General features: G+C 60.6%; 18 protein-coding genes. 11 read left to right on the top strand and 7 right to left on the bottom strand.

Annotation, left to right across the window (positions count from 1 at the left end):
- Positions 1 to 1,419, top strand: a complete 1,419-nt coding sequence (locus EV679_RS17425) for an efflux transporter outer membrane subunit (protein ID WP_130487904.1) — start codon at positions 1 to 3, stop codon at positions 1,417 to 1,419.
- Positions 1,420 to 1,634: 215 nt separating this feature from the next.
- On the opposite strand, the gene EV679_RS17420 is transcribed toward EV679_RS17425, so the two are convergent.
- Together EV679_RS17420 and EV679_RS17415 are read right to left on the bottom strand one after the other, a co-directional pair.
- Positions 1,635 to 2,048 carry an FAD-dependent oxidoreductase gene (locus EV679_RS17420; protein ID WP_130487903.1) on the bottom strand — a complete coding sequence of 138 codons (414 nt, stop codon included), beginning with the start codon at positions 2,046 to 2,048 and terminating at the stop codon, positions 1,635 to 1,637.
- Between the two features lie 63 nt (positions 2,049 to 2,111).
- The gene (locus EV679_RS17415) at positions 2,112 to 2,732 is read right to left on the bottom strand and encodes an FAD-dependent oxidoreductase (RefSeq protein WP_165390085.1); all 621 of its coding nucleotides are present in this window, start codon (positions 2,730 to 2,732) and stop codon (positions 2,112 to 2,114) included.
- A gap of 50 nt (positions 2,733 to 2,782) precedes the next feature.
- Here EV679_RS17415 and EV679_RS17410 point away from each other — a divergent pair, with 50 nt between their 5' ends.
- Positions 2,783 to 3,250, top strand: a complete 468-nt coding sequence (locus EV679_RS17410; RefSeq protein ID WP_068374769.1) for a MarR family winged helix-turn-helix transcriptional regulator — start codon at positions 2,783 to 2,785, stop codon at positions 3,248 to 3,250.
- Between the two features lie 225 nt (positions 3,251 to 3,475).
- Here the strand turns inward: EV679_RS17410 and metE are convergent, their stop codons facing one another.
- A complete protein-coding gene (metE, locus tag EV679_RS17405; protein ID WP_130487901.1) occupies positions 3,476 to 5,773 on the bottom strand; it encodes a 5-methyltetrahydropteroyltriglutamate--homocysteine S-methyltransferase in 2,298 nt (765 codons plus the stop codon).
- 411 nt (positions 5,774 to 6,184) lie between these two features.
- On the opposite strand from metE, the gene EV679_RS17400 reads away from it, so the two are divergent.
- Positions 6,185 to 7,099 carry a LysR family transcriptional regulator gene (locus EV679_RS17400; RefSeq protein WP_068374763.1) on the top strand — a complete coding sequence of 305 codons (915 nt, stop codon included), beginning with the start codon at positions 6,185 to 6,187 and terminating at the stop codon, positions 7,097 to 7,099.
- Positions 7,100 to 7,177: 78 nt separating this feature from the next.
- Here the strand turns inward: EV679_RS17400 and recX are convergent, their stop codons facing one another.
- On the bottom strand, positions 7,178 to 8,044 hold the full coding sequence (recX, locus tag EV679_RS17395) for a recombination regulator RecX (RefSeq protein ID WP_242611521.1): 867 nt from the start codon (positions 8,042 to 8,044) through the stop codon (positions 7,178 to 7,180).
- A gap of 5 nt (positions 8,045 to 8,049) precedes the next feature.
- The gene (gene recA, locus EV679_RS17390) at positions 8,050 to 9,123 is read right to left on the bottom strand and encodes a recombinase RecA (RefSeq protein ID WP_068374759.1); all 1,074 of its coding nucleotides are present in this window, start codon (positions 9,121 to 9,123) and stop codon (positions 8,050 to 8,052) included.
- 803 nt (positions 9,124 to 9,926) lie between these two features.
- Between recA and EV679_RS17385 the strand changes: the two genes are divergently transcribed.
- Positions 9,927 to 11,129, top strand: coding sequence for a tyrosine-type recombinase/integrase (locus EV679_RS17385; RefSeq protein WP_130487900.1), 1,203 nt, complete (start codon positions 9,927 to 9,929; stop codon positions 11,127 to 11,129).
- The gene (locus EV679_RS17380; RefSeq protein ID WP_130487899.1) at positions 11,126 to 12,193 is read left to right on the top strand and encodes a PDDEXK nuclease domain-containing protein; all 1,068 of its coding nucleotides are present in this window, start codon (positions 11,126 to 11,128) and stop codon (positions 12,191 to 12,193) included. Before EV679_RS17385 ends, EV679_RS17380 begins: the two co-directional genes overlap by 4 nt.
- A gap of 101 nt (positions 12,194 to 12,294) precedes the next feature.
- Here the strand turns inward: EV679_RS17380 and EV679_RS17375 are convergent, their stop codons facing one another.
- Complete coding sequence (locus EV679_RS17375) at positions 12,295 to 13,599, bottom strand: hypothetical protein (protein ID WP_130487898.1); 1,305 nt, start codon at positions 13,597 to 13,599, stop codon at positions 12,295 to 12,297.
- A 503-nt stretch (positions 13,600 to 14,102) separates the two neighbouring features.
- Between EV679_RS17375 and radC the strand changes: the two genes are divergently transcribed.
- Positions 14,103 to 14,612: a RadC family protein gene (gene radC, locus EV679_RS17365; RefSeq protein ID WP_130487897.1), complete on the top strand. Its 510-nt coding sequence runs from the start codon at positions 14,103 to 14,105 to the stop codon at positions 14,610 to 14,612.
- Between the two features lie 407 nt (positions 14,613 to 15,019).
- Here the strand turns inward: radC and EV679_RS17360 are convergent, their stop codons facing one another.
- On the bottom strand, positions 15,020 to 15,691 hold the full coding sequence (locus EV679_RS17360; protein ID WP_130487896.1) for a hypothetical protein: 672 nt from the start codon (positions 15,689 to 15,691) through the stop codon (positions 15,020 to 15,022).
- Between the two features lie 865 nt (positions 15,692 to 16,556).
- Here EV679_RS17360 and EV679_RS17355 point away from each other — a divergent pair.
- From EV679_RS17355 to EV679_RS17695, 5 genes are all read left to right on the top strand, one after another.
- Positions 16,557 to 17,384 carry a DUF932 domain-containing protein gene (locus tag EV679_RS17355; protein ID WP_130487895.1) on the top strand — a complete coding sequence of 276 codons (828 nt, stop codon included), beginning with the start codon at positions 16,557 to 16,559 and terminating at the stop codon, positions 17,382 to 17,384.
- 81 nt (positions 17,385 to 17,465) lie between these two features.
- Positions 17,466 to 19,550 carry a ParB/RepB/Spo0J family partition protein gene (locus EV679_RS17350; protein WP_130487894.1) on the top strand — a complete coding sequence of 695 codons (2,085 nt, stop codon included), beginning with the start codon at positions 17,466 to 17,468 and terminating at the stop codon, positions 19,548 to 19,550.
- Between the two features lie 61 nt (positions 19,551 to 19,611).
- Positions 19,612 to 19,821, top strand: a complete 210-nt coding sequence (locus EV679_RS17345) for a hypothetical protein (RefSeq protein ID WP_130487893.1) — start codon at positions 19,612 to 19,614, stop codon at positions 19,819 to 19,821.
- A gap of 774 nt (positions 19,822 to 20,595) precedes the next feature.
- Entirely contained in the window at positions 20,596 to 20,910 is a 315-nt protein-coding gene (locus EV679_RS17335) for a DUF736 domain-containing protein (protein ID WP_028624809.1), read from the top strand.
- 108 nt (positions 20,911 to 21,018) lie between these two features.
- Positions 21,019 to 21,192 (top strand): hypothetical protein, encoded by a 174-nt coding sequence (locus tag EV679_RS17695; protein ID WP_165390084.1) that lies wholly within the window; start codon positions 21,019 to 21,021, stop codon positions 21,190 to 21,192.
- Positions 21,193 to 21,558: the final 366 nt, after the last annotated feature.

Below are 21,558 nucleotides of genomic sequence, written 5' to 3'. Positions count from 1 at the left end.
ATGCATATTCCTATTCCCGACACGCAACCGCACCTTCGGCCGGCTTTGCTGGCCTCGTTACTGGCCGTCCTGATGGGCTGCACCACCGTGGGCCCGGACTACCACGCACCGACGCTGGACGTGCCCGCGCACTGGATCGAGGCCGACGCCGCCACATCCAATGACAACCATGATGGTATGCGCACCTGGTGGCGCGCCTTCCAGGATCCCTTGCTGGATCGCCTGGTCGAGCAGGCCCTGGCTCACAACCAGGATCTGGACATCGCCCTGGCACGCCTGCGCCAGGCACGCGCCGAGCGTGAGCAGATCGCCTCTGCAGCCATGCCTGAGGTCTCGGCCGGCGCTGCCGGCTCAGCCATACGCGGCAGCAAGGCACTCAGCCCGCCGCCCGGCGGACAGACTAGATCCTGGCGCCTGGGTTTCGATGCCAGTTGGGAACTGGATCTATTCGGCGGAACGCGCCGCGCGGTCGAAGCCGCTGACGCCGGCATCCAGGCGCTGGCAGAAGACCAGCGTGCGCTGCAAGTGAGCCTGGTGGCCGAGCTGGTGTCTCATTACGCCGGGCTGCGCGCCGCGCAGCTGCGCCTGACCATTGCACAAGACAACATCCGCGCACTGGCCGAAGCCGAGCGCCTGGCCGAACAGGCGCACCGCAGCGGCCTGGGCACGCTGGCCGACGCCACCCAGGCCCGTGCCGAACGCGCAGCGGCCGAGGCACAACCGCCCTTACTGGAAGCGGACATCGCCCGTTTCAGCCATGCCATCGGCGTGCTGACAGGCGGGTTTCCGGGCGACTGGCATGTCGCCCTCGCCACGCCCACGCCGGTCTTGCCCATGCCTGCCGAATTGCCGTTATCACTGCCTTCGGACGTCATTCGCCAACGCCCTGACCTGCGCGCAGACGAACGGCGCCTGGCCGCCGCTACCGCGCAGATCGGCGTGGCGCAGGCCGAGCGCTTCCCCACGTTTCGCATTCCCTTGGGGCTGAGCACTACCGCCAGCCTCATCCACGACCTGTTCTCGGGCGCCAGCCTGGCATGGTCGACGGCGATACAGGGCAGCCAATCCCTCTACGACGCCGGCCGCGCGCACGCAGGTGTAACGGCGGCAGAGGCCAACGCCCACGCCGTGCTGCGCATTTACGAGCGGGACGTACGTTCGGCGCTGCGCGACGTGGAAGACGCCTTGACCCACTGGAACAGCGAACGCCAGCGGCAAGCCGCACTGCAGAACGCCGTGACCGACAGCCAACAAACCCTGGAACAGGCAACTCGACTCTACGCACGCGGCTTGAGCGCCTACCTGCCGGTACTGGTGGCGCAACGCAGCCTGAACCAGGCACGCGATGCGCTGGCCCTCAGCCAATTGGCGCAGCTGCGCGCAGGGATTGCCTTATACAAAGCGCTGGGGGACGGATAACCGGGCACAGTACTAGACCTTGAAGCCAATCAACCTGCCGCAGCAGGCAAAACGACCAGCGCCTAATTCCCCCCTGACAGATTTTGAGATACTACCGCCCCTGTATTGAGCACGTTGGCGTGTGCAATACAGGGGGCTTTTGCAACGGTGGGGGCTGGTCACCGGCAGATAATGACCCAAAGCGGAAGTTGGATGTCTACGAAACCCTAGTCAGTTCACCCGCTAATCGAGAACCACTGGGCAAACTCGTCGATACAGCGCGCAGCGATAGGAGCGACTCGCTGCCGCATGGATTCCTCGCAGGCGCTGATCGCTTCATCCCAATGTGGCGTCGAAACCAGTGCTTCCGCCAGTTTGGCAGCATCGAGCATGGCCGTGTTCACGCCTTCACCTAGCGGCGGCATCACGTGCGCTGCATCACCGATCAGCGTGAGTCCTCGTCGATGTGGCCAACGGAAATCGGCCGGCAACGCGTTGATTGGTCGTGGGGCCACGATGCGATCCGCATCCGTGATCAGCGTAAGGAGGGAAGATGCCCATCCATCGAAGCGTTTCACAATATCGGCAGTGCTGATGCCGGCCAGCGTTTGATCGGTGCGCTCGGTTTCTTCGGTAGTTGTCTTGAACACGGCATAAACCCGGATCGTGGCTTCGCCATTGCGCTGGGCAAAAATCCCCGCTTCGCCATGGAGCTAAAACAGTGTGCCGTGACCGACCAGGTCGGCAAGCGCCGGGTGGCGCCTATCCACATCGTGCAGCCATAACTCCATGAAGGTCACGCCGGTGTAACTCGGCCGCACGTCGGACAAAGCGGTACGCACGCGTGACCACGCGCCATCGGCCCCAATAACGATGTCGAAGGGACCCCGCGTGCAGTGTGAAAAGTGGATGTCATAACGTCCATCCGGGCGATCGGATATGCCCTGCACAGGGGAATCCCATAGGATCGCACCAGTGTCCAGGCGCTGCAGCAGGAGCTGACGCAAGACTACACGGTCGATTTCCGGCCGGTTGCCGGTGCCTGGTTCCGGGATCTCGACCTGCATTACTTTTCCCGAGACTGCATCAACATCCCGGCTTTCCTGGTCCTCATGACGCGCGAGAGACAAGAATTCCTGAAGCAATCCTGCTTTCGCCAAGGCCAGTTGTCCGTCGTCAGGATGCAGGTCCAGGGAACCACCTTGATCGCGGCTGGTGGGTGTGGCATCGGCTTCTATGACAGTGATGGGCCAACCGTGCTGACTCAGGATATTGGCTGCGGTCAGTCCCGCCGGACCTGCACCGACGATGACGACATTCGGGTGTTGTTGCATTGCTGTTCCTTTTGATAACATAGGCACCTATCAATAATAAATAGGCACCTATGGATAATCAAGCTGATACTGCTTCCAATGACTGGCTGCCGCACTCGCTCCCGACCTTGGTCATCGGTCATGTCGCCAGGCAACTATCAAAACTGGTCGACCAGGATCTGAAGGCCATTGGCATTACGGCGTCGCAGCTTCCGGTGCTAGTAGCGCTGAAAAACGGTGAGAAGCGTACACAGATGGAGCTGGCCAGAATCGCGGGCGTCGAACAGCCGAGCATGGCGCAACTGCTGGCGCGCATGGAGCGGGATGGGCTGCTTCGCCGAGAACCGTCACCGATAGATGGACGAAAGAGTCTCGTCATGCTTACTGGGATGGCTCTTGAACGGCTTGAACCCGGCCGCGTGGCATTGAAGCAAATCGATGCGGAAGTCTGTGCTGGGCTGAGTCAGGAAGAAAGAAAGCGCTTCCTCGGCACGTTATTGCATATCGCAGAGGTTCTGAAACGGGAAGTACATAGTTGACGAAACGGCCGGCCATGGCCGTAAGCAGCCATCATGGACTGCAGGACTTCCGGGCTTGGTGCTGGCGGCGCGCAGCATTGAGCCAGCGCTTGCTGCCGGCCTACACGCCTCCCCCCAGCCTGTCATACAGGGCGTTCATGAAAAAAAGACCCGGCAAATTGCCGGGCCCTGTTGCCAGAAGCCTGAAGCACCCGGCAGCAGCTCGCGCTGCCGCCGGGTCCAGGCTCAGGCTGCCTTGCGCAGTTCGCGCGCAGCTTCCACCATGGCTTCCAATGCCGCCTTGGTTTCCGGCCAGGCGCGCGTCTTCAGGCCGCAGTCCGGGTTCACCCACAGGCGTTCCTTGGGCAGGCGGGCCGCTGCCTTGTTCATCAGTTCCACCATCCATTGCACTTCAGGTACGTTGGGTGAATGGATGTCGTAGACGCCAGGACCGATGTCATTGGGATACTGGAAGGTTTCAAAGGCTTCCAGCAGCTCCATGTTCGAGCGCGAGGTTTCGATGGTAATGACATCGGCATCCATGGCGGCGATGGAGTCGATGATGTCATTGAACTCCGAATAGCACATATGGGTATGGATCTGCGTGTCATCATGCACCCCGGCCACCGACAGGCGGAAGCTGTCCACGGCCCAGTTCAGGTAGGCCGCCCAGTCGGCGCGGCGCAGGGGCAGGCCTTCGCGTATGGCCGGTTCGTCGATCTGGATGACACGGATGCCAGCCTGTTCCAGGTCCACGACTTCGTCGCGCAGCGCCAGCGCCAGCTGGCGGCAGGTGTCTTCGCGAGGCTGGTCATCACGCACGAAGGACCATTGCAGGATGGTCACCGGCCCTGTCAGCATGCCCTTGACGGGGCGATCGGTCAGGGACTGGGCGTAGGACGACCAACCAACGGTCATCGGCGCCAGACGGGCAACATCACCGAAGATAATGGGCGGCTTGACGCAGCGGGAACCATAGCTCTGCACCCAGCCATTGCGGGTGAAGGCGAAACCGGCCAGCAATTCGCCGAAGTATTCCACCATGTCGTTGCGCTCGGGCTCGCCATGCACCAGCACGTCCAGGCCAATCTTTTCCTGGAAACGAACCACTTCTTCGATTTCCTTGCGGATGGCGGCTTCATAGGCGGCATCGGTCAGCGCACCAGCTTTCCAGTCGCGCCGCAGCGCGCGGATTTCTGCGGTTTGCGGGAAGGAGCCGATCGTCGTTGTCGGGTAGGCTGGCAGCTTGAGCAATGCCTGCTGCGCAGCGATGCGTTCGTCGAACGGCGCACGCTCACGCGAGACCTCGGCCACGGCAGCCAGGCGGCGCTCCACGGCGGGGTTGTGAATGCGGCGCGAGCTGCGGCGGGCTTCCAGCGCTTGACGCTGGGCGTCCAGCGCCGCCTGCGTGGCTGCGTCGGCATTGCCGCCCACCGCAGCGGCCAGCCACTTCAGTTCATCGAGCTTCTGCACGGCAAAGGACAGCCAGCTCTTGAGTTCTCCATCCAGTTCGGTTTCATGGACCAGATCGACGGGCACATGCAGCAGCGAGCACGAAGGCGCCAGCCACAGGCGCTCGCCCAGGCGTTCCCTGGCAGGCGCCAGCAGCGCCGCCGCCGCATCCAGATCGGTACGCCAGATATTGCGGCCGTTGATCACACCTGCCGACAGAATCTTGTCCTTGCCCAGCGCCTCCAATACCGCGCCCAGTTGTTCCGGCGCACGCACCAGATCGACATGCAGGCCGGCCACCGGCAGCGCGGCCGCCGTGGCGAGGTTGTCCTGCAATCCGCCGAAATAGGTAGCCAGCAAGACCTTGGGGCCGACATGACCCAGGCGGGCGTAAACCGCCACGAAGGCATCGCGCCAGGCCTGGGGCAGGTCCAGCACCAGGATGGGCTCGTCAATCTGCACCCACTCCACGCCTTGCGTGGCCAGGCGCGCCAGGACATCGGCATACACCGGCAGCAGCGACTGCAACAGTGCCAGCTTGCCTTCATCACCAGCGCCGCCGGCAAAGGCATCGCCCTTGCCCAGCCACAGCCAGGTCAGCGGGCCCGGAATCACCGGCTTGGCCTGATAGCCCAGCGCCTGTGCTTCAGCAACCTGCGCGAACAGGTAGTCGCGGGCAATGCGGAACGTCTGGCCCGGCGTCAGTTCAGGCACGATGTAGTGATAGTTGGTATCGAACCACTTGGTCATTTCGCATGCGGCGGCGGGCGTGCCGCTCGGCGCGCGGCCCCGGCCCATGCGGAACAGGGTATCCAGATCGACATCGGCGCCGGACGGATGGCCGAAGCGCGCAGGCACTGCGCCCAGCAGCGTGGTCCACTCCAGGATATGGTCGTACCAGGCGAAATCCCCCACCGGCACCTGCGAGACGCCTGCATCGGCCTGCACGCGCCAATGCGCGGCGCGCAGTTGCGCCCCCGTGGCCGCCAGCGCTGCCTGATCCTGCTTGCCCGCCCAATAGGCTTCCACTGCACGTTTGAGTTCCCGTTGAGCACCGATGCGGGGGAAACCCAAATTATGAATTTTCGTCATATATAAATATCTCTGTGCAAATAATTTTCAAGACAAGAACATTTTGCTAGGGATTACGGCAATGACAAAATCAAATATCGCATGCATAAAATGAGTTAAACTCATACTACGCCTCAAACATGAGCGGATCTCATGACAATGCGCCCTTGCCTCAAACTTGGCGCATCGGGGTTCATTTTTCCCCGGCTCCACCCCATATTCTCATTACCAGAAATTATCAAAAGACAGCAGCGACGGCGTTTTCCACCCCCACTGGAATGCCAGTAGGCCCCAAGCCCCGACCAAGATCAACCTGCCCCGGACGTAACGATAGGCGCCGGTCTGGCCGCCAGGCAGGCGACCTGGGAAACGTCTCTTAGGCCCCCCCTTAGACCGGTTTGTGCCTGCCATCGCCCCTGCCCCTGACACACCATGATAGAAATCCGACACCTGGAAACCCTGTGCGCCATCCGCGATGGCGGCAGTCTGCTGGAAGCCGCCGAACGCCTGCACGTCACGCAATCCGCGCTATCGCACCAACTGCGCGAACTGGAAAGCCGGCTCGACGTATCGTTGCTGAACCGTCGCACCCGCCCTGCCCGCCTGACAACAGCCGGCCTGCGCCTGCTGGCCCTGGCCGATGACATTCTGCCCAAGGTGCGTACCGCAGAACGGGAACTGACCAGGCTGGCGGCAGGGCGCACTGGCAGGCTGCACCTGGCCATCGAATGCCATTCCTGCTTCCAGTGGTTGATGCCCGCCATGGACGAATTCCGCGCCAAGTGGCCGGAAGTCGCGCTGGACCTGTCAGCCGCATTTTCCTTTGCACCGCTGCCCGCCCTGCTGCGCGGCGATCTGGACCTGGTCGTGACCTCCGACCCGCAAGCGCTGGATGCCATTTCCTATGTGCCGCTGTTTCGCTACGAGGTGGTGCTGGCCGTATCGCAAAGCAGCCCGCTGGCGGAACTTGACTATATAGAAGCCTCGCACCTGTCCGACCAGACCCTGATCACCTATCCGGTGGAACGCCAGCGTCTGGATGTATTCACCGCCTTCCTTGACCCGCAGGACATCGAACCGGCAGCTATCCGCAAGGCCGAGCTGACCCCCATCATCGCCCAACTGGTGGCCAGCAACCGGGGCGTGGCGGCATTGCCCAACTGGGCGCTCACGGAATATCTCAACCAGGGATGGCTGCACATCGCCAAGCTTGGCCGCCAAGGCGTCTGGTGCACGCTCTATGCCGCCATGCGCACCGAAGACGAGCAGGCGCCCTACATGCAGGAATTCCTGAAAATCGCCCGGACCGTCTGCTTCAAGACGCTGTCGGGCATACACGAAGCATGAACTTGCGCGGGCAGCGGCGCCCCCCAGCAGTTGCCATGACGACTGCCCTGTCTGTGGGCCGGGCACTCGCCTGAAGCATCAATCCAGCAGGAAATCCTCAAGGCCCTCAGGCCCCGAATGGCCACGCAAAGCGGCCTTGAGCACCTTGCCCACCACATTGCCGCCAAAGCCCCGGGCAGCCAGGAAACGTGCCTGACGAGCATACTCCTGGGGCGTGTCGGGCAGGGCCTTGCCTTCGAAACGCTTGCGCCATACCTGGACGGCGCGCTCCAGTTCGGTCGCACGCAGGTCTTCGGACAAGGTTTCCAGCAATTCGTCGGCAACCCCCTGGCGGCGCAAGTCGCCGATGATGCGGCGCTCGCCCTGGCGGGCGCTGCGCTGGTTCAGCATGCTGCGCGCATAACGTTCATCCGACAGCCAGCCTTCCCTTTGCAGGTCATCCAGCAAGGCGGTCAGGGTTTCAGGGTCTGGCGCATGCGGCGCCAGCCGGCCGCTCAATTCCTTGCGACTATATTCCCGCCGTGACAGCAGGCCAACCGCCCTGGCCTTGAGTGTCGGTCCGCGCCGTTCGGCGGGCGCCTGTTCAGGGTCGGACGACAGGTAGCCGCCGGCACGGCGCTGACACCCCGGGCCGGAGCGGGCAGATGCCGAACGGCTGGTCCTGGACAATGGCGGCGCGAAGCCGTCATCCATACCAGATGCTTCAGATACATCCCCTGCACCGGTGGTGCCGACGGCGCCATCAGCCGCATCGGAGGAGCCCCAGGTGCTTGCGCCAGCGCCGGATTCGAACTCGAAATCCTCGTCCTCATCCGGCGGCACGTAGGCATCGCCGAGCGTGGCCCGTGCGGGCTTGCGCGCCGTCGCGGACGTATCGTCAAACGGACGTTGCCCTGGCGGCCTCCCGCCCTGGCGGTTGCCGCCCTTGCGCCAGTCCGAACTCACTGCGCTCAGCCGGCGAAGTCGCCTTCGGGTGCGCTGTTGCTGCCTGCGGTGCTCGGGGCGCGCAGCGAAATACCCAGGCTTTCACGCACCCGGTTTTCGATCTCGATGGCTGTTTCGGGGTGTTCTTTCAGATATTCACGGACATTGTCCTTGCCCTGGCCGATGCGTGTGCCGCTATAGCTGTACCAGGCGCCGGATTTCTCAACGATACCGGCTTGCACGCCGAGGTCGATGATTTCACCTTCGCGCGAAATACCCGAACCATACATGATGTCGAACTCGGCCTGCTTGAACGGCGGCGACACCTTGTTCTTGACGACCTTGACGCGGGTTTCATTGCCGACGACCTCGTCGCCACGCTTGATCGAACCGATGCGGCGAATGTCCAGGCGCACGGACGAATAGAACTTCAACGCATTGCCGCCAGTGGTGGTTTCGGGATTGCCGAACATCACGCCGATCTTCATGCGGATCTGGTTGATGAAGATCACCATGCAATTGGTGCGCTTGATGGTGGCGGTGAGCTTGCGCAGCGCCTGGCTCATCAGGCGGGCTTGCAGGCCCGGCAGGGAGTCGCCCATATCGCCTTCGATTTCAGCCTTGGGCACCAGTGCCGCAACCGAGTCGATGACGATCAGGTCGACCGAGCCCGAACGCACCAGTGCATCGGTGATTTCCAGCGCCTGCTCACCGGTATCCGGCTGAGAAATCAGCAAGTCGGCAAGATTTACGCCCAGTTTGGAGGCATATTGCACGTCCAGCGCGTGTTCCGCGTCGATAAAGGCGCAGGTGCCGCCGATCTTCTGCATTTCAGCGATGACCTGCAAGGTCAGCGTGGTCTTGCCGGACGATTCCGGGCCGTAGATTTCCACCACACGGCCACGCGGCAGGCCACCGACGCCCAGGGCGATATCCAGCCCCAGCGAACCCGTGGACACCACCTGGATGTCATGTTCGACTTCGTTGTCGCCATAACGCATGACGGAACCCTTGCCGAACTGCTTCTCGATCTGCGACAGCGCGGCGGACAGCGCCTTGGCCTTTTCCGATGCGGCGGCCTTGCTGAGTTTGTCGTCCATGTATGAATCCTTAAGCTGAATAGATGCCCGGAAGCGGCCCGGAGCTGCTGAATTGCCTTGCGGAGCCGGCCCCGGAAACACTCCCGTCAAGGGCATTCCGGTAACACGGCCACCCGGCAGCCGGGTGGCTTTCATGCTCCGCCGGCATCCAGGTACCGTCGGCATTATGGCATCAGATTATACTGTACAAAAAACCAGCATGACAAATCCGCCACACCGATCAAGGCTTCCCCGGCCATGTCCACGCCGGTTGCTGACCTTTCCTGACAGTCCCGGCCGGCATCCCGGCCATCCCCTCACACTGCCGTCGCCCGTCCCAGGTGATTGAAAACCGGTGAAATCAGCGCAGTAAATTATTCAGGACTCTGTCAGACCAGAGCGACTAGACTGGCTTCCATGATGGCGGACACCGGTTCCCCCGCATGAACGGATCAGCCCCCCTGAACCTCATGTCCGGTACCGCTTCATCGCTGGCGCCGTGCCCCCGCGAGCAATTCGCACGACGCCGAGCGTTCCCCAACGGCCTGGTCCTTGACCAGGCCGTTTTTTTGTCGCCGGGCCGCCCCAAGACAAAAATGCCCCCTTTGGGGGGCAGCAAGCCGAAGGCGCAGCGTGGGGGTCTTTTTTATTTCACCATGACTCCAGCACCGAACTTCGCTGGACTACGCCGCAGCCCGATACAGCAGGTTTATCAATAACTTAGGCGGATTCATCATATGCCGGTGCTTTCTGAAACTTGACCCGGCTTCCATCCGCTTGGCTCCCAACAGGCTCCTGGAAATCGGGTCTTCCGAGGAGTCATCATGGCGAAAATCAAACTCACCAAGTCCGCAGTCGATGCGGCACAAGCCCAGGCGCAGCCCATCGAACTGCGCGATACCCTGGTTCCTGGCTTCCTGTGCAAGATCACGCCGGCAGGCCGCAAGGTATTCATGCTCCAGTACCGCACAAACGCCGGAGAGCGGCGCAAACCTGCCTTGGGCCTATACGGAGAACTGACCGTCGAACAGGCGCGGTCGCTGGCTCAGGAGTGGCTGGCGCAAGTGCGCCGGGGTGGAGATCCTGCCGCAGAGAAGGCTGCAGCGCGTCAGGCACCCACCGTCAAGGAACTGTGCATCAAGTTCATGGAGGACTACTCCAGCCAGCGTAACAAGCCGAGCACGCAGGAAGGCTACCAGAGCGTCATTGATCGCAACATCATCCCGATGCTTGGCCGCATGAAGGTGCAGGATCTGAAGCGGCCCGACGTGGCTTCGATGATGAAGAAGATGGCGCACAAGCCCGCCGATGCGAACCGCACGTTCAGCGTGATGCGCAAGATGTTCAACTTGGCCGAAGTGTGGGGCTATCGTCCTGACGGCACCAACCCATGCCGCCATGTGCCCATGTACCCGAACGGGAAGGCGACTCACCTCATCAGCGATGAGGAAATGGGCAAGTTGTTTCGCTACCTTGACCAGTTGGAGGCGGAAGGGCTGGAGCATGCAGTGATCCCGCTGGCCATCCGCCTGCAATTCGAGTTTGCCGCTCGCCTTTCTGAGATTGTCTCACTCCAATGGGATTGGATTGATCTGGAAAACCGGCGGGTGGTGTGGCCTGACAGCAAGACTGGCGGTATGTCCAAGCCCATGAGCGAAGAAGCCTATCGGCTTCTTTCGACGGCGGCTCGCAATGCTACGACGCCCCATGTATTACCGTCTCCGCGTCACCCTGATCGGCATTTGACCGACGGGGAGTATTACAACGGTTGGAGCCGCACTCTCAAAGCCGCTGGCGTGACGCATGTGGGTACGCACGGCATCCGTCACCGCTCGGCGACGGACATTGCCAATTCTGGCATCCCGGTGAAGGTCGGTATGGCTCTGACGGCGCACAAGACCGTGGCGATGTTCATGCGCTACGTCCACACCGAAGACAAGCCCGTGCGGGAGGCCGCCGAGTTGGTGGCGAACCGGCGCAAGGCGATCACCGGCGCCAAGCAATCCCCTGCGGAGGTGACGGCATGAGCAGGCGCAAGGTATCCAGCCCTTCACCAGCAGCGCCGAAGGCACTGTTGGGTGACATTCGGGCACTGATTGAGGCTGCGCACCAGCGCGCCGCCTCGGCGGTCAATGCCGAACTAACCTTGCTGTTCTGGCGCATCGGCCAGCGTATCCATACGGAGGTGCTGGCTGGACAGCGTGCCGAGTACGGCGAGGAGATCCTGCCGTCCCTGGCCGAGCAGCTTGTCCGCGACTACGGGCGCAGCTTCGCGGACAAGAACCTGCGCCGGATGGTGCAGTTCGCGGCCACTTACCCCCAGGAGCCAATTGTCGTGACGCTGTCACGACAATTGAGCTGGTCGCATTTCGTGGCCTTGCTGCCGCTGAAAGACCCCCTTCAGCGGGACTACTACGCGCAGATGGCAGGTACCGAACGCTGGAGCGTGCGGACGCTGCGCGAGCGCATCGACTCGATGCTGTATGAGCGCACGGCGCTGTCCCAAAAGCCGGAAGAAACCATCGCGCAGGAGCTAGCGACCCTGCGCGATGCGCAGCGCATGACCCCGGCGCTGGTGATGCGTGACCCGTACATCCTCGACTTCCTGGGCCTGCGGGATAGCTGGCAGGAAAGTGATCTGGAGGCGGCCATCATCCGAGAAATGGAAGCCTTCCTGCTGGAACTGGGGGCTGGCTTTTGCTTCGTCGCGCGGCAGAAACGCATCCAAATTGATGACGACGATTTTCACCTTGACCTGCTTTTCTACAACCGCAAGCTGCGGCGGCTGGTGGCGGTGGAGTTGAAGATCGGCGAGTTCAAGGCGGCCTACAAGGGGCAGATGGAGCTTTACCTGCGCTGGCTGGACAAGCATGAGCGGGAGCCGGAAGAAGCCTCGCCGCTGGGGATCATCCTTTGCACCGGCAAGAAGCGCGAGCAGATCGAATTGCTGGAACTGGATAGGTCGGGCATCCATGTTGCCGAGTACCTGACCAGCTTGCCGCCGCGTGCGGTGCTGGGCGAGAAGTTGCAGCAGGCGACCGAGCGGGCACGGTTGCAGATCGAGCAGCGGGAGCCTGGCGAGAAGTCCTGACAGCAGCATACGTTCGTCCCGGCGTGCCGCCGTCGGGTTCGCGGATACGGTTTAATCGGTGCTATACGACTCTATTGCACAGCGCCGATTTGATTTCGAGGTTAAGAGCCACCCGCACCTTTAGCTACTTCTCCGCACTGCCTCAGCAATTCCAACTGTTCGGCTTTTGGTAAATCATGAAAATCCGGAGAATTAGATCCAATAATTCTTGCTGGCCCATTGCTCGTAATTATGTAGCCACTATCACCGTCCACTTCCAAAAGTCGGAACGAACTGCCGCATGAGGCGCAATACAAGCATGTATCTTTATGTGGCGGAATCCATGCTCTTGTTTCGCCACACATACAAGTTAGCGGGATTGAAGTACTAGATCCGATTAGTCCTTTCTTAATGAAGAAAAAATATTCAGAGTTGCGGGTGGAAATCGCACGAGAAAGCTCATCGGCAGTTTTTTTCAATAAAATTGAATGGTTTTTCGCTTGAGAGTTGATTAGTATTTTCTCTAGGCATTTTACGAGACTTGGGATGTAGGTTGCGGCCAAAGTTTTACACGCAGTTTCCAGTATTTCATATTTCAATTCACTGAAATTTTCCGTGCTCGGCAGATATGGGCCTTCATCATCTCCAAAGATTACTTCTGCGCCGCTTGTAGATGTGAAGAAAGTAGATGTATACCCAATGTGAGTAAATTCGGAGGAGAACTTGAATAGATTTTTCATGTCATCCGGTAGACCTGGATCTGCTGGCACACCAAACATAGAGAAAAGAAAATCCACTTTTTGAGCGAAAGTTTTATGTTTGCATTCAGTAATGTGAGAATTTTCCCAATCCTTAAATTTGATAGTTCCAAACTCATTCATGGCACTTTCAACCTCGGCATTGAATAGAGTCTGAACCAATGATTTTGTCGCGTACTTGCCAAAACTATTGAGAGAGACAAGGACGTGGTAATTGAACGATTTTGGATCGAGTAAACACAACTGATAGGAGTCAGAGACTATGCTATCTATGTATTGCCGGGTTGCAGTAACAAGATTGTTATAGTCATCGAACCCTCTGGAAAGTAGCGAAACACTTTCCAGGGTTATGTGGGACCTATCATCCGGTTTTGTTAGTGTGGCCAGCTTATCAAAAACAGAAAAGCTGTTGAGTTGAATTCGACTGACTATTGGAATAAATGAGTTCAGGTCGGCGCCAAGCTTATATTGCGGGTTTAACTGCAAATCATTCAATAGTGAAGCTTCGATTTTCTTGTGCAAGCTGCGCAGTGTATGAATTGCAGCCGAGAAGGAATTATTCAAAAATCCAATATTGCTGCAAAGAACATGATAATTGCTTAGGGCGGCGGAATTCTTGCGCTCAGTGAGGTTTGATGAAATTTTTTTCAGAACATCAATTTCGTTCATAGATTGCTCCAATACAAGAAAGATTTTCATCCCAAACACAGCCTGAGAAAAATTTCTGAACTCAGGGTGTGGCAGATAACGTCACCTAGTGACTCCATGCTAGTGGCATTTTCCACTGGATTAAATCATGTAAGAGGTTCGCTTTCATGCGAATCAATACAATTAATGTGGCTCTGCGTCTCCACTTTGTGAGTCGCGTTGCTCCTGGTTCGCGATTCACTCATCCCTAGCGGGACTGGCGTTCTCCGGCCTTTCACATCGCTGAAGCCTTCGGCACCAACGGTGCCTGCGCGCTCCGCTTGCCCGAAAGCCGACCGTGTGCAGTGGGCGGGTTTAGGCGGTCTTGCTGTTTCCTTCACCGTATCACGGCGTTCTCGCCGTCAATGGCTGCACGCGCCATGCGCGCTTGCGGCCCGTTGGCCGTCTGCGACCCCTGACTGCTTGCGCTGCGCCGTGCTCTCCACGGTTCCGGGCAATTCCGCCCGCGCAACCGGAGCACGATCATGTCGCAACTTTCTCTTTCTTCCTTCGATTCCGTTCTGATGGTTCGCAGTGCGCGTGGGCGCTACCAGCCAGCTTCTGTCGATCAGATCCTTGAAGCAGCTCGCGTGGTCATCGACCAGAAAATGCCGCGTGGTGAAATTTTTAAATCACCGATGGCGGTAAAGGAGTATCTGGGCACCAAGTTGGCTTGCCTGGAGCATGAAGTCTTTGCCGTGCTGTTTCTTGATACGCAGCATCGACTGATCGAGTACAGCGAGCTTTTCCGGGGCACCATCGACAGTGCATCGGTGTATCCGCGTGAAGTTCTCAAGGAGGCGCTGCGACTCAATGCAGCGGCGGTCATCTTCTCGCACAACCATCCGAGCGGGAGTCCTGAGCCGTCGCAGGCCGATAAGGTGCTGACGCAGCGGCTCAAGGAGGCGCTGGCGCTGGTCGAGGTGCGCACGCTGGATCACGTCATTGTCGCCGGTAGCGACACTACGTCCTTCGCTGAACGTGGCCTGATCTGAGCCTGGGGCTTCGGCCCCTTTTTTCTGCGCCTTCCTGTGCAGAGTGTTGCTTTAAAAATCCCAGACAGTGTCTCGGAAATTCAATCCTTGCGCCGGATATTCTCGTTGTGCCGACTTGGGGCTCCCGCATATCGCTGAACAGGCTGCGCCAGGTTAGCGCTTGGATAGCTAGTGTTGAGCGAGACACCAGACTCATCCCAAGAAAAGGCCAAGCCACCCACTCCAAGGTAGCGAAACGCCAGTAAACGCGAGTACAACCGTGATAAGCACTTTGCGTACATCACGCGCAACAAGTGCAGCCAAGCGGGCACGGTCGTCCTTGAACTCACAGTACGGTGCCGCCGCCCATCGCGCCCAGCGACCAAACAAGCTGCTTTCTTCTGGAGGTTCTTTGCTTCTGATCATTGTCAGATCTCCTTGCGCCTTGAACGGGTTCTCGACTTAGGCGTTGCAGAGACGCTGGGCGCTTTGGTCGATACTTTGGACGCAGCAGGGCTCTTTGCGATCTTCGTGGTCGCCTTAGTTTTTTCCTTATTGATGTGCTCACAGTATTCGTCGTAGTCCGTGATGTCATGCTGCGCACCGATGTCAATCAAGCGATCACGGAAGCGTCCGTACAGTACATCCTGTACTTTGTTTGCACGCCTCAGCTTTTCGATGCCCACGTTGGGGTTGAGCAGCAGCACATAATGAAAGTCGCCGCTTGGCCCCTTCTTCGCCTCAATGAATCCGAGATCGCGCAGCGTACGCATGCGACGCCGCCAGGTATCAACTGCACGTTCGCCGTCGAATCCGGTTTCAGCTGCGAAAGTCGCTGGCGCCTCAATCATGAGAAAGGGATAGTCAGGAGCGCGAATCCACAAACACAACAGCGTGTGCCCAGCCGGTTGCCCTTTGGATTGGGCGTCAATCGCCTGCATCGCTAGCGGCAGCGTGCGGGGGATGGTCGAATAGCCATCATTTAGTGTGCGGTGCCAGAGCAGTTCGTCCGGATGGTCTGGAAACTGGATTTCCATCTGCTGCTTGGCCCGTTCGGCCATGTTGAGCCGCCGTTTCCGAGATTGCTTTTGGGTTGCCATGTCAGTCCTCAAAGTAATTTATTGGATGGACAGATTAGAGCCCTGAATCCGCGCAACTTCAATGATTCAATGCGCTGAATTTCACGCTGCTGGGTGATGCTTTGAATGGATTGTTCATGGTTAAGTTGGTCTGTCTAGAGCAATTAGGATGGTTGTGATGCGCGAATCCGCGCATAAATATTAAAAAATCACATATAAATCATTGGCTTGATATAGTTTTGTGGTGCTCAATGTTCTCCCGTTTCTCCATGTGCTCGCTGTGCTCTATGTGCTCCGGGGTAATGGTTGTAGGAAGAGGGTCTGTAAAACTGGTTGCGTGGGCTCGAATGAACAGCGCTCGTGGCCATCGTTTTAGGATCTGAGCGTCCCCCGGCCGGGAAGGCATGGCCGGGTCGCGCTGTCGTGCGTGGCATCGAGCCTCGCTACGCGAGTCTCGCCCCTGACGGGCTTCCATCGTTCCCTCGCTCCGCTCGGCTGACGCCTACGGCCCGGCTTCCAGCTTCGGGCCTGCGCGCTTCGCTTGCGTGCGGTCTGCACATCGCGGCGGCCGTTGCCATGTCCAGCCGTCTCTCCTGACTCCATCACCTTGCTCGCGACTGTAGCCCGTGGCCGCGTGCCATCAAGGCGCGTCAGGCCGTGTCCTCGGCTGCGCCTGCGGGCCGCACCTACCTGCCGCTTGTCTCCTTGACGGCCCACGTCCGTGGGCTCCTGACCGTCGCGGGCGATGAACTCAGGAAAGACGGTGGCAACAGGGCCAACCGGGTTCCTCGTGCCAACCGCACCGAACAGCCGAAAGGCTGGGCTCCGAATCTAGGAATCCGGTGTGCGGTTTGAACAGCAAACCCTTTTCGTCAGGAGAAAGACCATGCTTGCATCCCGTTTCGCTTCCCGTTCCCCGGTACTGCGCAGCGACTCCCCGCTGTCCGATGACCAGATTCACCGCGTGGCCCCGTCCATCTTTGCGGAAGCGCCCCACGAAAGCCGCTCCCAGCGGTACGCCTATATCCCCACCGCCACGGTGCTGACTGAACTGCGCAAGGAAGGGTTTCAGCCTTTCATGGTGACGCAGACCCGCACCCGCTACGAAGACCGGCGCGACTACACCAAACACATGATCCGGCTGCGCCATGCCAGCCAGATCAGCGCCCGAGGCGAAGCCAACGAAATCATCTTGCTGAACTCTCATGATGGCACCAGTAGCTACCAGATGCTGGCCGGGATGTTCCGCTTCGTGTGCAGCAATGGTCTGGTGTGCGGTGACACCGTGGCCGATGTGCGCGTGCCGCATAAAGGCGACGTGGCCGGGCAAGTGATCGAAGGTGCCTATCAGGTACTGCACGGTTTTGACCGTGCGCTGGAATCCCGCGAATCCATGCAGGCCATCACGCTGAACGAAGGCGAGGCCGAAGTGTTCGCCCGCGCCGCGCTGTCGCTCAAGTACGACGACCCGAATAAGCCCGCACCCATTACCGAATCGCAAATCCTGATGCCGCGCCGGTTCGATGACCGCCGCCCGGACTTGTGGAGCGTGTTCAACCGCACCCAAGAGAACCTGACCAAAGGCGGTTTGCATGGGCGCAGCGCCAACGGACGCCGCCAGCAGACCCGTCCGGTGCAGGGCATTGATTCCGATATTCGCCTCAATCGCGCCCTGTGGCTGCTGGCCGATGGCCTGCGCCAGTTGAAAGCCTGATTCCCCTGCGCGGCAGGGGCAGGCAGCAACCCTTGCCGCGTCATTCGCTGCTGCATTCCATCATCGCAAGGAGTTTTCACCATGAACGCCATCAACCATACCGAAGCCCAAGCCATCGACGCCACGGCCAGCGCCGCGCCTGCCGTGCTGCTGGAAGCCGCCGACCCGAGCAAGAATCTGATTCTTGTGCCGCTGTCGCGGCTGGTATCGCGCCCTACGGGCCGCAACGTGCGCAAGACCCCGCGCATGTCGATTCCCGAACTCGCCGCCAGCATCCAGCGTGTCGGCCTGTTGCAGAACCTGATCGTGACCGCGACCGCTGACGGTGAGCGTTACGAAGTCGTGGCAGGAGGCCGTCGCCTTGCCGCCCTCAAGCTGCTGGCGAAAAAGCACCGCATCAGCAAGGAATGGGAGGTGCCTTGCCTGCTGGTGGCCGATGGCACCGCCCGCACGGCCAGCCTGACCGAGAACGTGCAGCGCGAAGCCATGCACCCCGCCGACCAGTTTGAGGCATTTGCCGCGCTGGTGGCCGAAGGCCGCCCCATCGAGGATATTGCTGCAGATTTCAGCGTCACGCCGCTGGTGGTGCAGCGCCGCCTGAAACTTGCCAACGTGTCGCCGCGCCTGCTGGCCGACTACCGAGCCGAGGCCGTGAGCCTTGACCAGTTGATGGCCCTTGCCATCACCGACGACCATGCTGCACAAGAAGCCGCGTTCTACGATGCGCCCACATGGCAGCGCAGCCCGCACAACCTGCGCGACCGCCTGACCGAGCGCGAGATTGATGCCCATCGGCATCCGCTGGTGCGCTTTGTCGGGCTGGACACCTACGAGGCCGCAGGCGGTGGCACCCGCCGCGATCTGTTCGCTGAAGCCGATAGCGGCGTGTATCTGACCGATGCCATGCTGCTGGAACGGCTGGCGCAGGACAAGCTGGCCAGCCTTGCCGCCGAGGTGAAGGCCGAAGGCTGGGCGTGGGTGGATGCCACCCCCGGCACGACCCATGCCGACCTGCAAGCCTTCCAGCGCGCCCCGAGACAGCGCCGCAGCCCGAACAAGCGCGAAGCCCAACGCATCGAGAAGCTGCAAACCAAGATGCAGGCGCTGGCCGAGGCCGTGGATGCCGCCCTGGACGCCGACGATGAAGAAAAGGCCGATGCCTTGCAGGAGGAAGGCGAACGCCTGGGCGAGCAGTTGCAGGCGCTGGACGATGGCTTGCAGGACTACGGGGAAGCCGTCAAGGCTGCCGCCGGTGCCATCGTCACCATCGACCGCAACGGCGAGGCCGTGATTCATCGTGGCCTGCTGCGCGAAGCCGAGGCCAAGGCACTGCGCACCCTTGAACGGCTGCGGCAAGGTTTCGGCAGCGAGGGCGAAGCCGGGAACGACGACACCGGCGAGGAAGCCGACGACGCCCCCAAGCCCGCCGCCATGTCCGACCGGCTGGCGCAGCGGTTGAGTGCCCACCGTACCGCCGCGCTGCAAATCGAAGTCGCACGGCATCCACAAGTCGCGCTGGCTGCGCTGGTGCATGGCATGGTGCAGACCGCCTTGCACGGCAGCTACTACGGCCACGACCTGCCGCTGGGCGTGAAGCTGACCCAGCAAGACCGGCTGGAAGGCATGGCCCCGGACTGGCCGGAATCGCCCGCCGCCGTGGCACTGCGCGAACTGCAACAGGTAGCGGGTGAAGCCTTGCCGGAGGACAGCGCCGAACTGTTTGCCGCACTGCTGGCGAAGTCGCAGGATGAACTGGTGCGCCTGCTGGCCGTATGCGTGGCATCCACGGTCGATGTGGTGACGCCCCGCGCCACGCAGCACCAGCCGGGTGGCGAACTGGCGCAGGCGGTGGGGCTGGACATGGCGGCATGGTGGCAACCGACCGCAGACGGCTATTTCCAGCATGTGCCGAAGGCCGCGATTCTGGAAGCTGTGGGCGCCTTCGCGCCGGAAAGCGTCAGCCGGCTGGCGAAGTTGAAAAAAAGCGACATTGCCAGCGAAGCAGAACGGCTGGCCGCTGGCACCGGCTGGATGCCTGCCATCTTCGCCGCCGAAGCCACGCAGCAGGCCGCGCAGGACGTGACGACAGACGAGGAAGCCGAAGCACAGGAGGTAGTCGCCGCCGTGGCGGATGAGCAGACGCAAGCCGAGGCACTGGCCGCTTGACCCCGCACCACAGATAGCGCCCCGGTTCCGGCCGGGGCGCTATCATGCCGAGGATTCCCCCATGAGCCACAACACCACGAACCGCCCACGCATGGCCGCGACCTACGCCCACGGCACGATACGTGCCCGCCGCTGGCATGGCGATGGCGACGTGCGTGGCTACCGCCCGCCTCGCGGCTGGATAGCCCGCGCCGACCTGACCGACCTACACCCCATCACGGGCCGCGCCTTGCCGCGTGTCGTGTGGTGGATCATCGAAACTAAAGAATAGGGAGCAGCCCCGCGCCCAAGCCGTTCCGTCTTGGGCGCGGGAATACCAAAAATCCGGGCGCGGCGGTGGCCGCGCCCGGTTTCAAGGCTCAAAGCCAAAACGCCCCTTTGCCGCCTTCGGTCAGGCGGCAAAGGGGCCGCGCACAAGTCGCCTTGTGCGCAAAAGCCATTGAAGCCATGCAAGTGCAGCGGCGCACGCGCCGCCGACATTCCGACAGCACCTCGCCGCAATGGGCGGCGCTTGTGGGGCTACGCCCCGGCTTGCTGCGGCAGGTTGCACGAAAGCGTGCCGTGCTCGACGCTGGCGGTTCGTTGCCTGTACGTCACGAAGGACGGTTCACCGACACACCACCTGGCCTCGATGTGGAGCTTCCACGCCACGCATCAAGTATGTGGCCGCGAGTTGTGGCAGGAGCGCTCTTACCTTGTTGCTGGGGCATTGACCTAGCCGCGTCAGAGCGCAAGCCGGTGAAGCTGTCATGCGAGGATGCCGAGTCGGTCATGTCTCCATTCGGGAGAGGCGGCCCGTGCGTCCTTGGCTTGTCGTGAATCCTGGCGGTGGCGCGGCTGCGCCTTGGGCTTTATGACCGCAACCTTGCGGCGAAAACAATTTCCCCTGCGCTGCGCGCATTCCTCGCGGGGCAAATTCTTTTCGCCTCCAGGTTCTCCACATTGTTGCGACCGCTCCGCGGTGCGGCCAGCCCATCCCCCGCCGGGCGGATCACAACAAGGACGCACTGGCGCGACCTTGTTCAACCCGAAAGGAGAAATCATCGTGGCTAACATCGGCACCTTCACCGCAGAGAAAGACGGCTTCACCGGCACGCTTCGCACCCTGACGCTCAACGTCAAGGTCAAGCTGGTTCCCAACGACAAAGGTGACAACGAAAGCGCACCCGACTACCGCCTGCAAGCGGCTGGTCACGACATAGGCGCGGCATGGAAGAAAACCAGTGAGGCCGGACGCCCCTATGTGTCCGTGACCCTGGACGATCCTTCGTTCCCTGCAACGGTCTATGCCCGTCTGATCGAAGGCGAGGACGGCACGCACGACCTGATCTGGTCGCGCAGCAAGCCCAAGGCGGCGTAACCGACCGTCGCCAGCACCCCGCCGGAGTGGCGTGGTGCTGTGCTGCTTTTACAGCACAACGTAATGTCAGAAGCAGGCGGGCCAGCTTCTTCCTCTCGGGAGGGGCGGATGTCCGACTTCTTCAAATCCAGAGTTTCGCCAGCGCTGTCGCTGGAGGATGTTGGCGGCGGCGCGCACAAGCGTGTCGATGAAATCAGGGAGCTGCTGGAGCTACTGCAAAGCCGAGTCCCCGCATTTGCAGGACTAACGCTTGTAGATCATGGAATGGTTGCAGGCCAGTGAAGAGGCTTTCGTAGGGACGGCGGCGATGACAATAAAGTTGCGACTGGAACCCTAATTTTTAGTTCGGTCGGGCTTCCTGCACGCGTGACCTGTGCGGTATCAATCGGAAGTCCATGGCGTTACGGTGCGCTGCACCGCCAGGCTTTGCGGGCTTCGCCCCGTGCCACCTTTGGCGTCACGGCCCTTCGGCTCCAATCCTTAACGCCTTCGCACCTTCGGCGTTGCGTGCTTTGCTTGCTTTTGCGCAAGTCCTCGGGTTGTTTCATCGGAGCGATGCGTTGATCGCTCTTGAAATTCCCCCATCGAGCATCACATATGGAAGATCGGCATGCACAGGGCGTCCGATATATTACGACATCAACGTAA

Origin of the sequence: Kerstersia gyiorum (assembly GCF_004216755.1) — a bacterium.
Lineage (GTDB): Bacteria > Pseudomonadota > Gammaproteobacteria > Burkholderiales > Burkholderiaceae_B > Kerstersia > Kerstersia gyiorum.
Note: the sequence above shows the minus strand (reverse complement) of the source record. Positions and strands in the feature narration are given on the sequence as shown.

Excerpts from the sequence above, each read along its gene's own strand:
- EV679_RS17425 (WP_130487904.1), top strand. The coding sequence starts at position 1 with ATGCATATTCCTATTCCCGACACGCAACCGCACCTTCGGCCGGCTTTG.
- EV679_RS17415 (WP_165390085.1), bottom strand. The coding sequence starts at position 2,732 with ATGCAACAACACCCGAATGTCGTCATCGTCGGTGCAGGTCCGGCGGGA.
- EV679_RS17410 (WP_068374769.1), top strand. The coding sequence starts at position 2,783 with ATGGATAATCAAGCTGATACTGCTTCCAATGACTGGCTGCCGCACTCG.
- metE (WP_130487901.1), bottom strand. The coding sequence starts at position 5,773 with ATGACGAAAATTCATAATTTGGGTTTCCCCCGCATCGGTGCTCAACGG.
- EV679_RS17400 (WP_068374763.1), top strand. The coding sequence starts at position 6,185 with ATGATAGAAATCCGACACCTGGAAACCCTGTGCGCCATCCGCGATGGC.
- recA (WP_068374759.1), bottom strand. The coding sequence starts at position 9,123 with ATGGACGACAAACTCAGCAAGGCCGCCGCATCGGAAAAGGCCAAGGCG.
- EV679_RS17385 (WP_130487900.1), top strand. The coding sequence starts at position 9,927 with ATGGCGAAAATCAAACTCACCAAGTCCGCAGTCGATGCGGCACAAGCC.
- EV679_RS17380 (WP_130487899.1), top strand. The coding sequence starts at position 11,126 with ATGAGCAGGCGCAAGGTATCCAGCCCTTCACCAGCAGCGCCGAAGGCA.
- EV679_RS17375 (WP_130487898.1), bottom strand. The coding sequence starts at position 13,599 with ATGAACGAAATTGATGTTCTGAAAAAAATTTCATCAAACCTCACTGAG.
- radC (WP_130487897.1), top strand. The coding sequence starts at position 14,103 with ATGTCGCAACTTTCTCTTTCTTCCTTCGATTCCGTTCTGATGGTTCGC.
- EV679_RS17360 (WP_130487896.1), bottom strand. The coding sequence starts at position 15,691 with ATGGCAACCCAAAAGCAATCTCGGAAACGGCGGCTCAACATGGCCGAA.
- EV679_RS17355 (WP_130487895.1), top strand. The coding sequence starts at position 16,557 with ATGCTTGCATCCCGTTTCGCTTCCCGTTCCCCGGTACTGCGCAGCGAC.
- EV679_RS17350 (WP_130487894.1), top strand. The coding sequence starts at position 17,466 with ATGAACGCCATCAACCATACCGAAGCCCAAGCCATCGACGCCACGGCC.
- EV679_RS17345 (WP_130487893.1), top strand. The coding sequence starts at position 19,612 with ATGAGCCACAACACCACGAACCGCCCACGCATGGCCGCGACCTACGCC.
- EV679_RS17695 (WP_165390084.1), top strand. The coding sequence starts at position 21,019 with ATGTCCGACTTCTTCAAATCCAGAGTTTCGCCAGCGCTGTCGCTGGAG.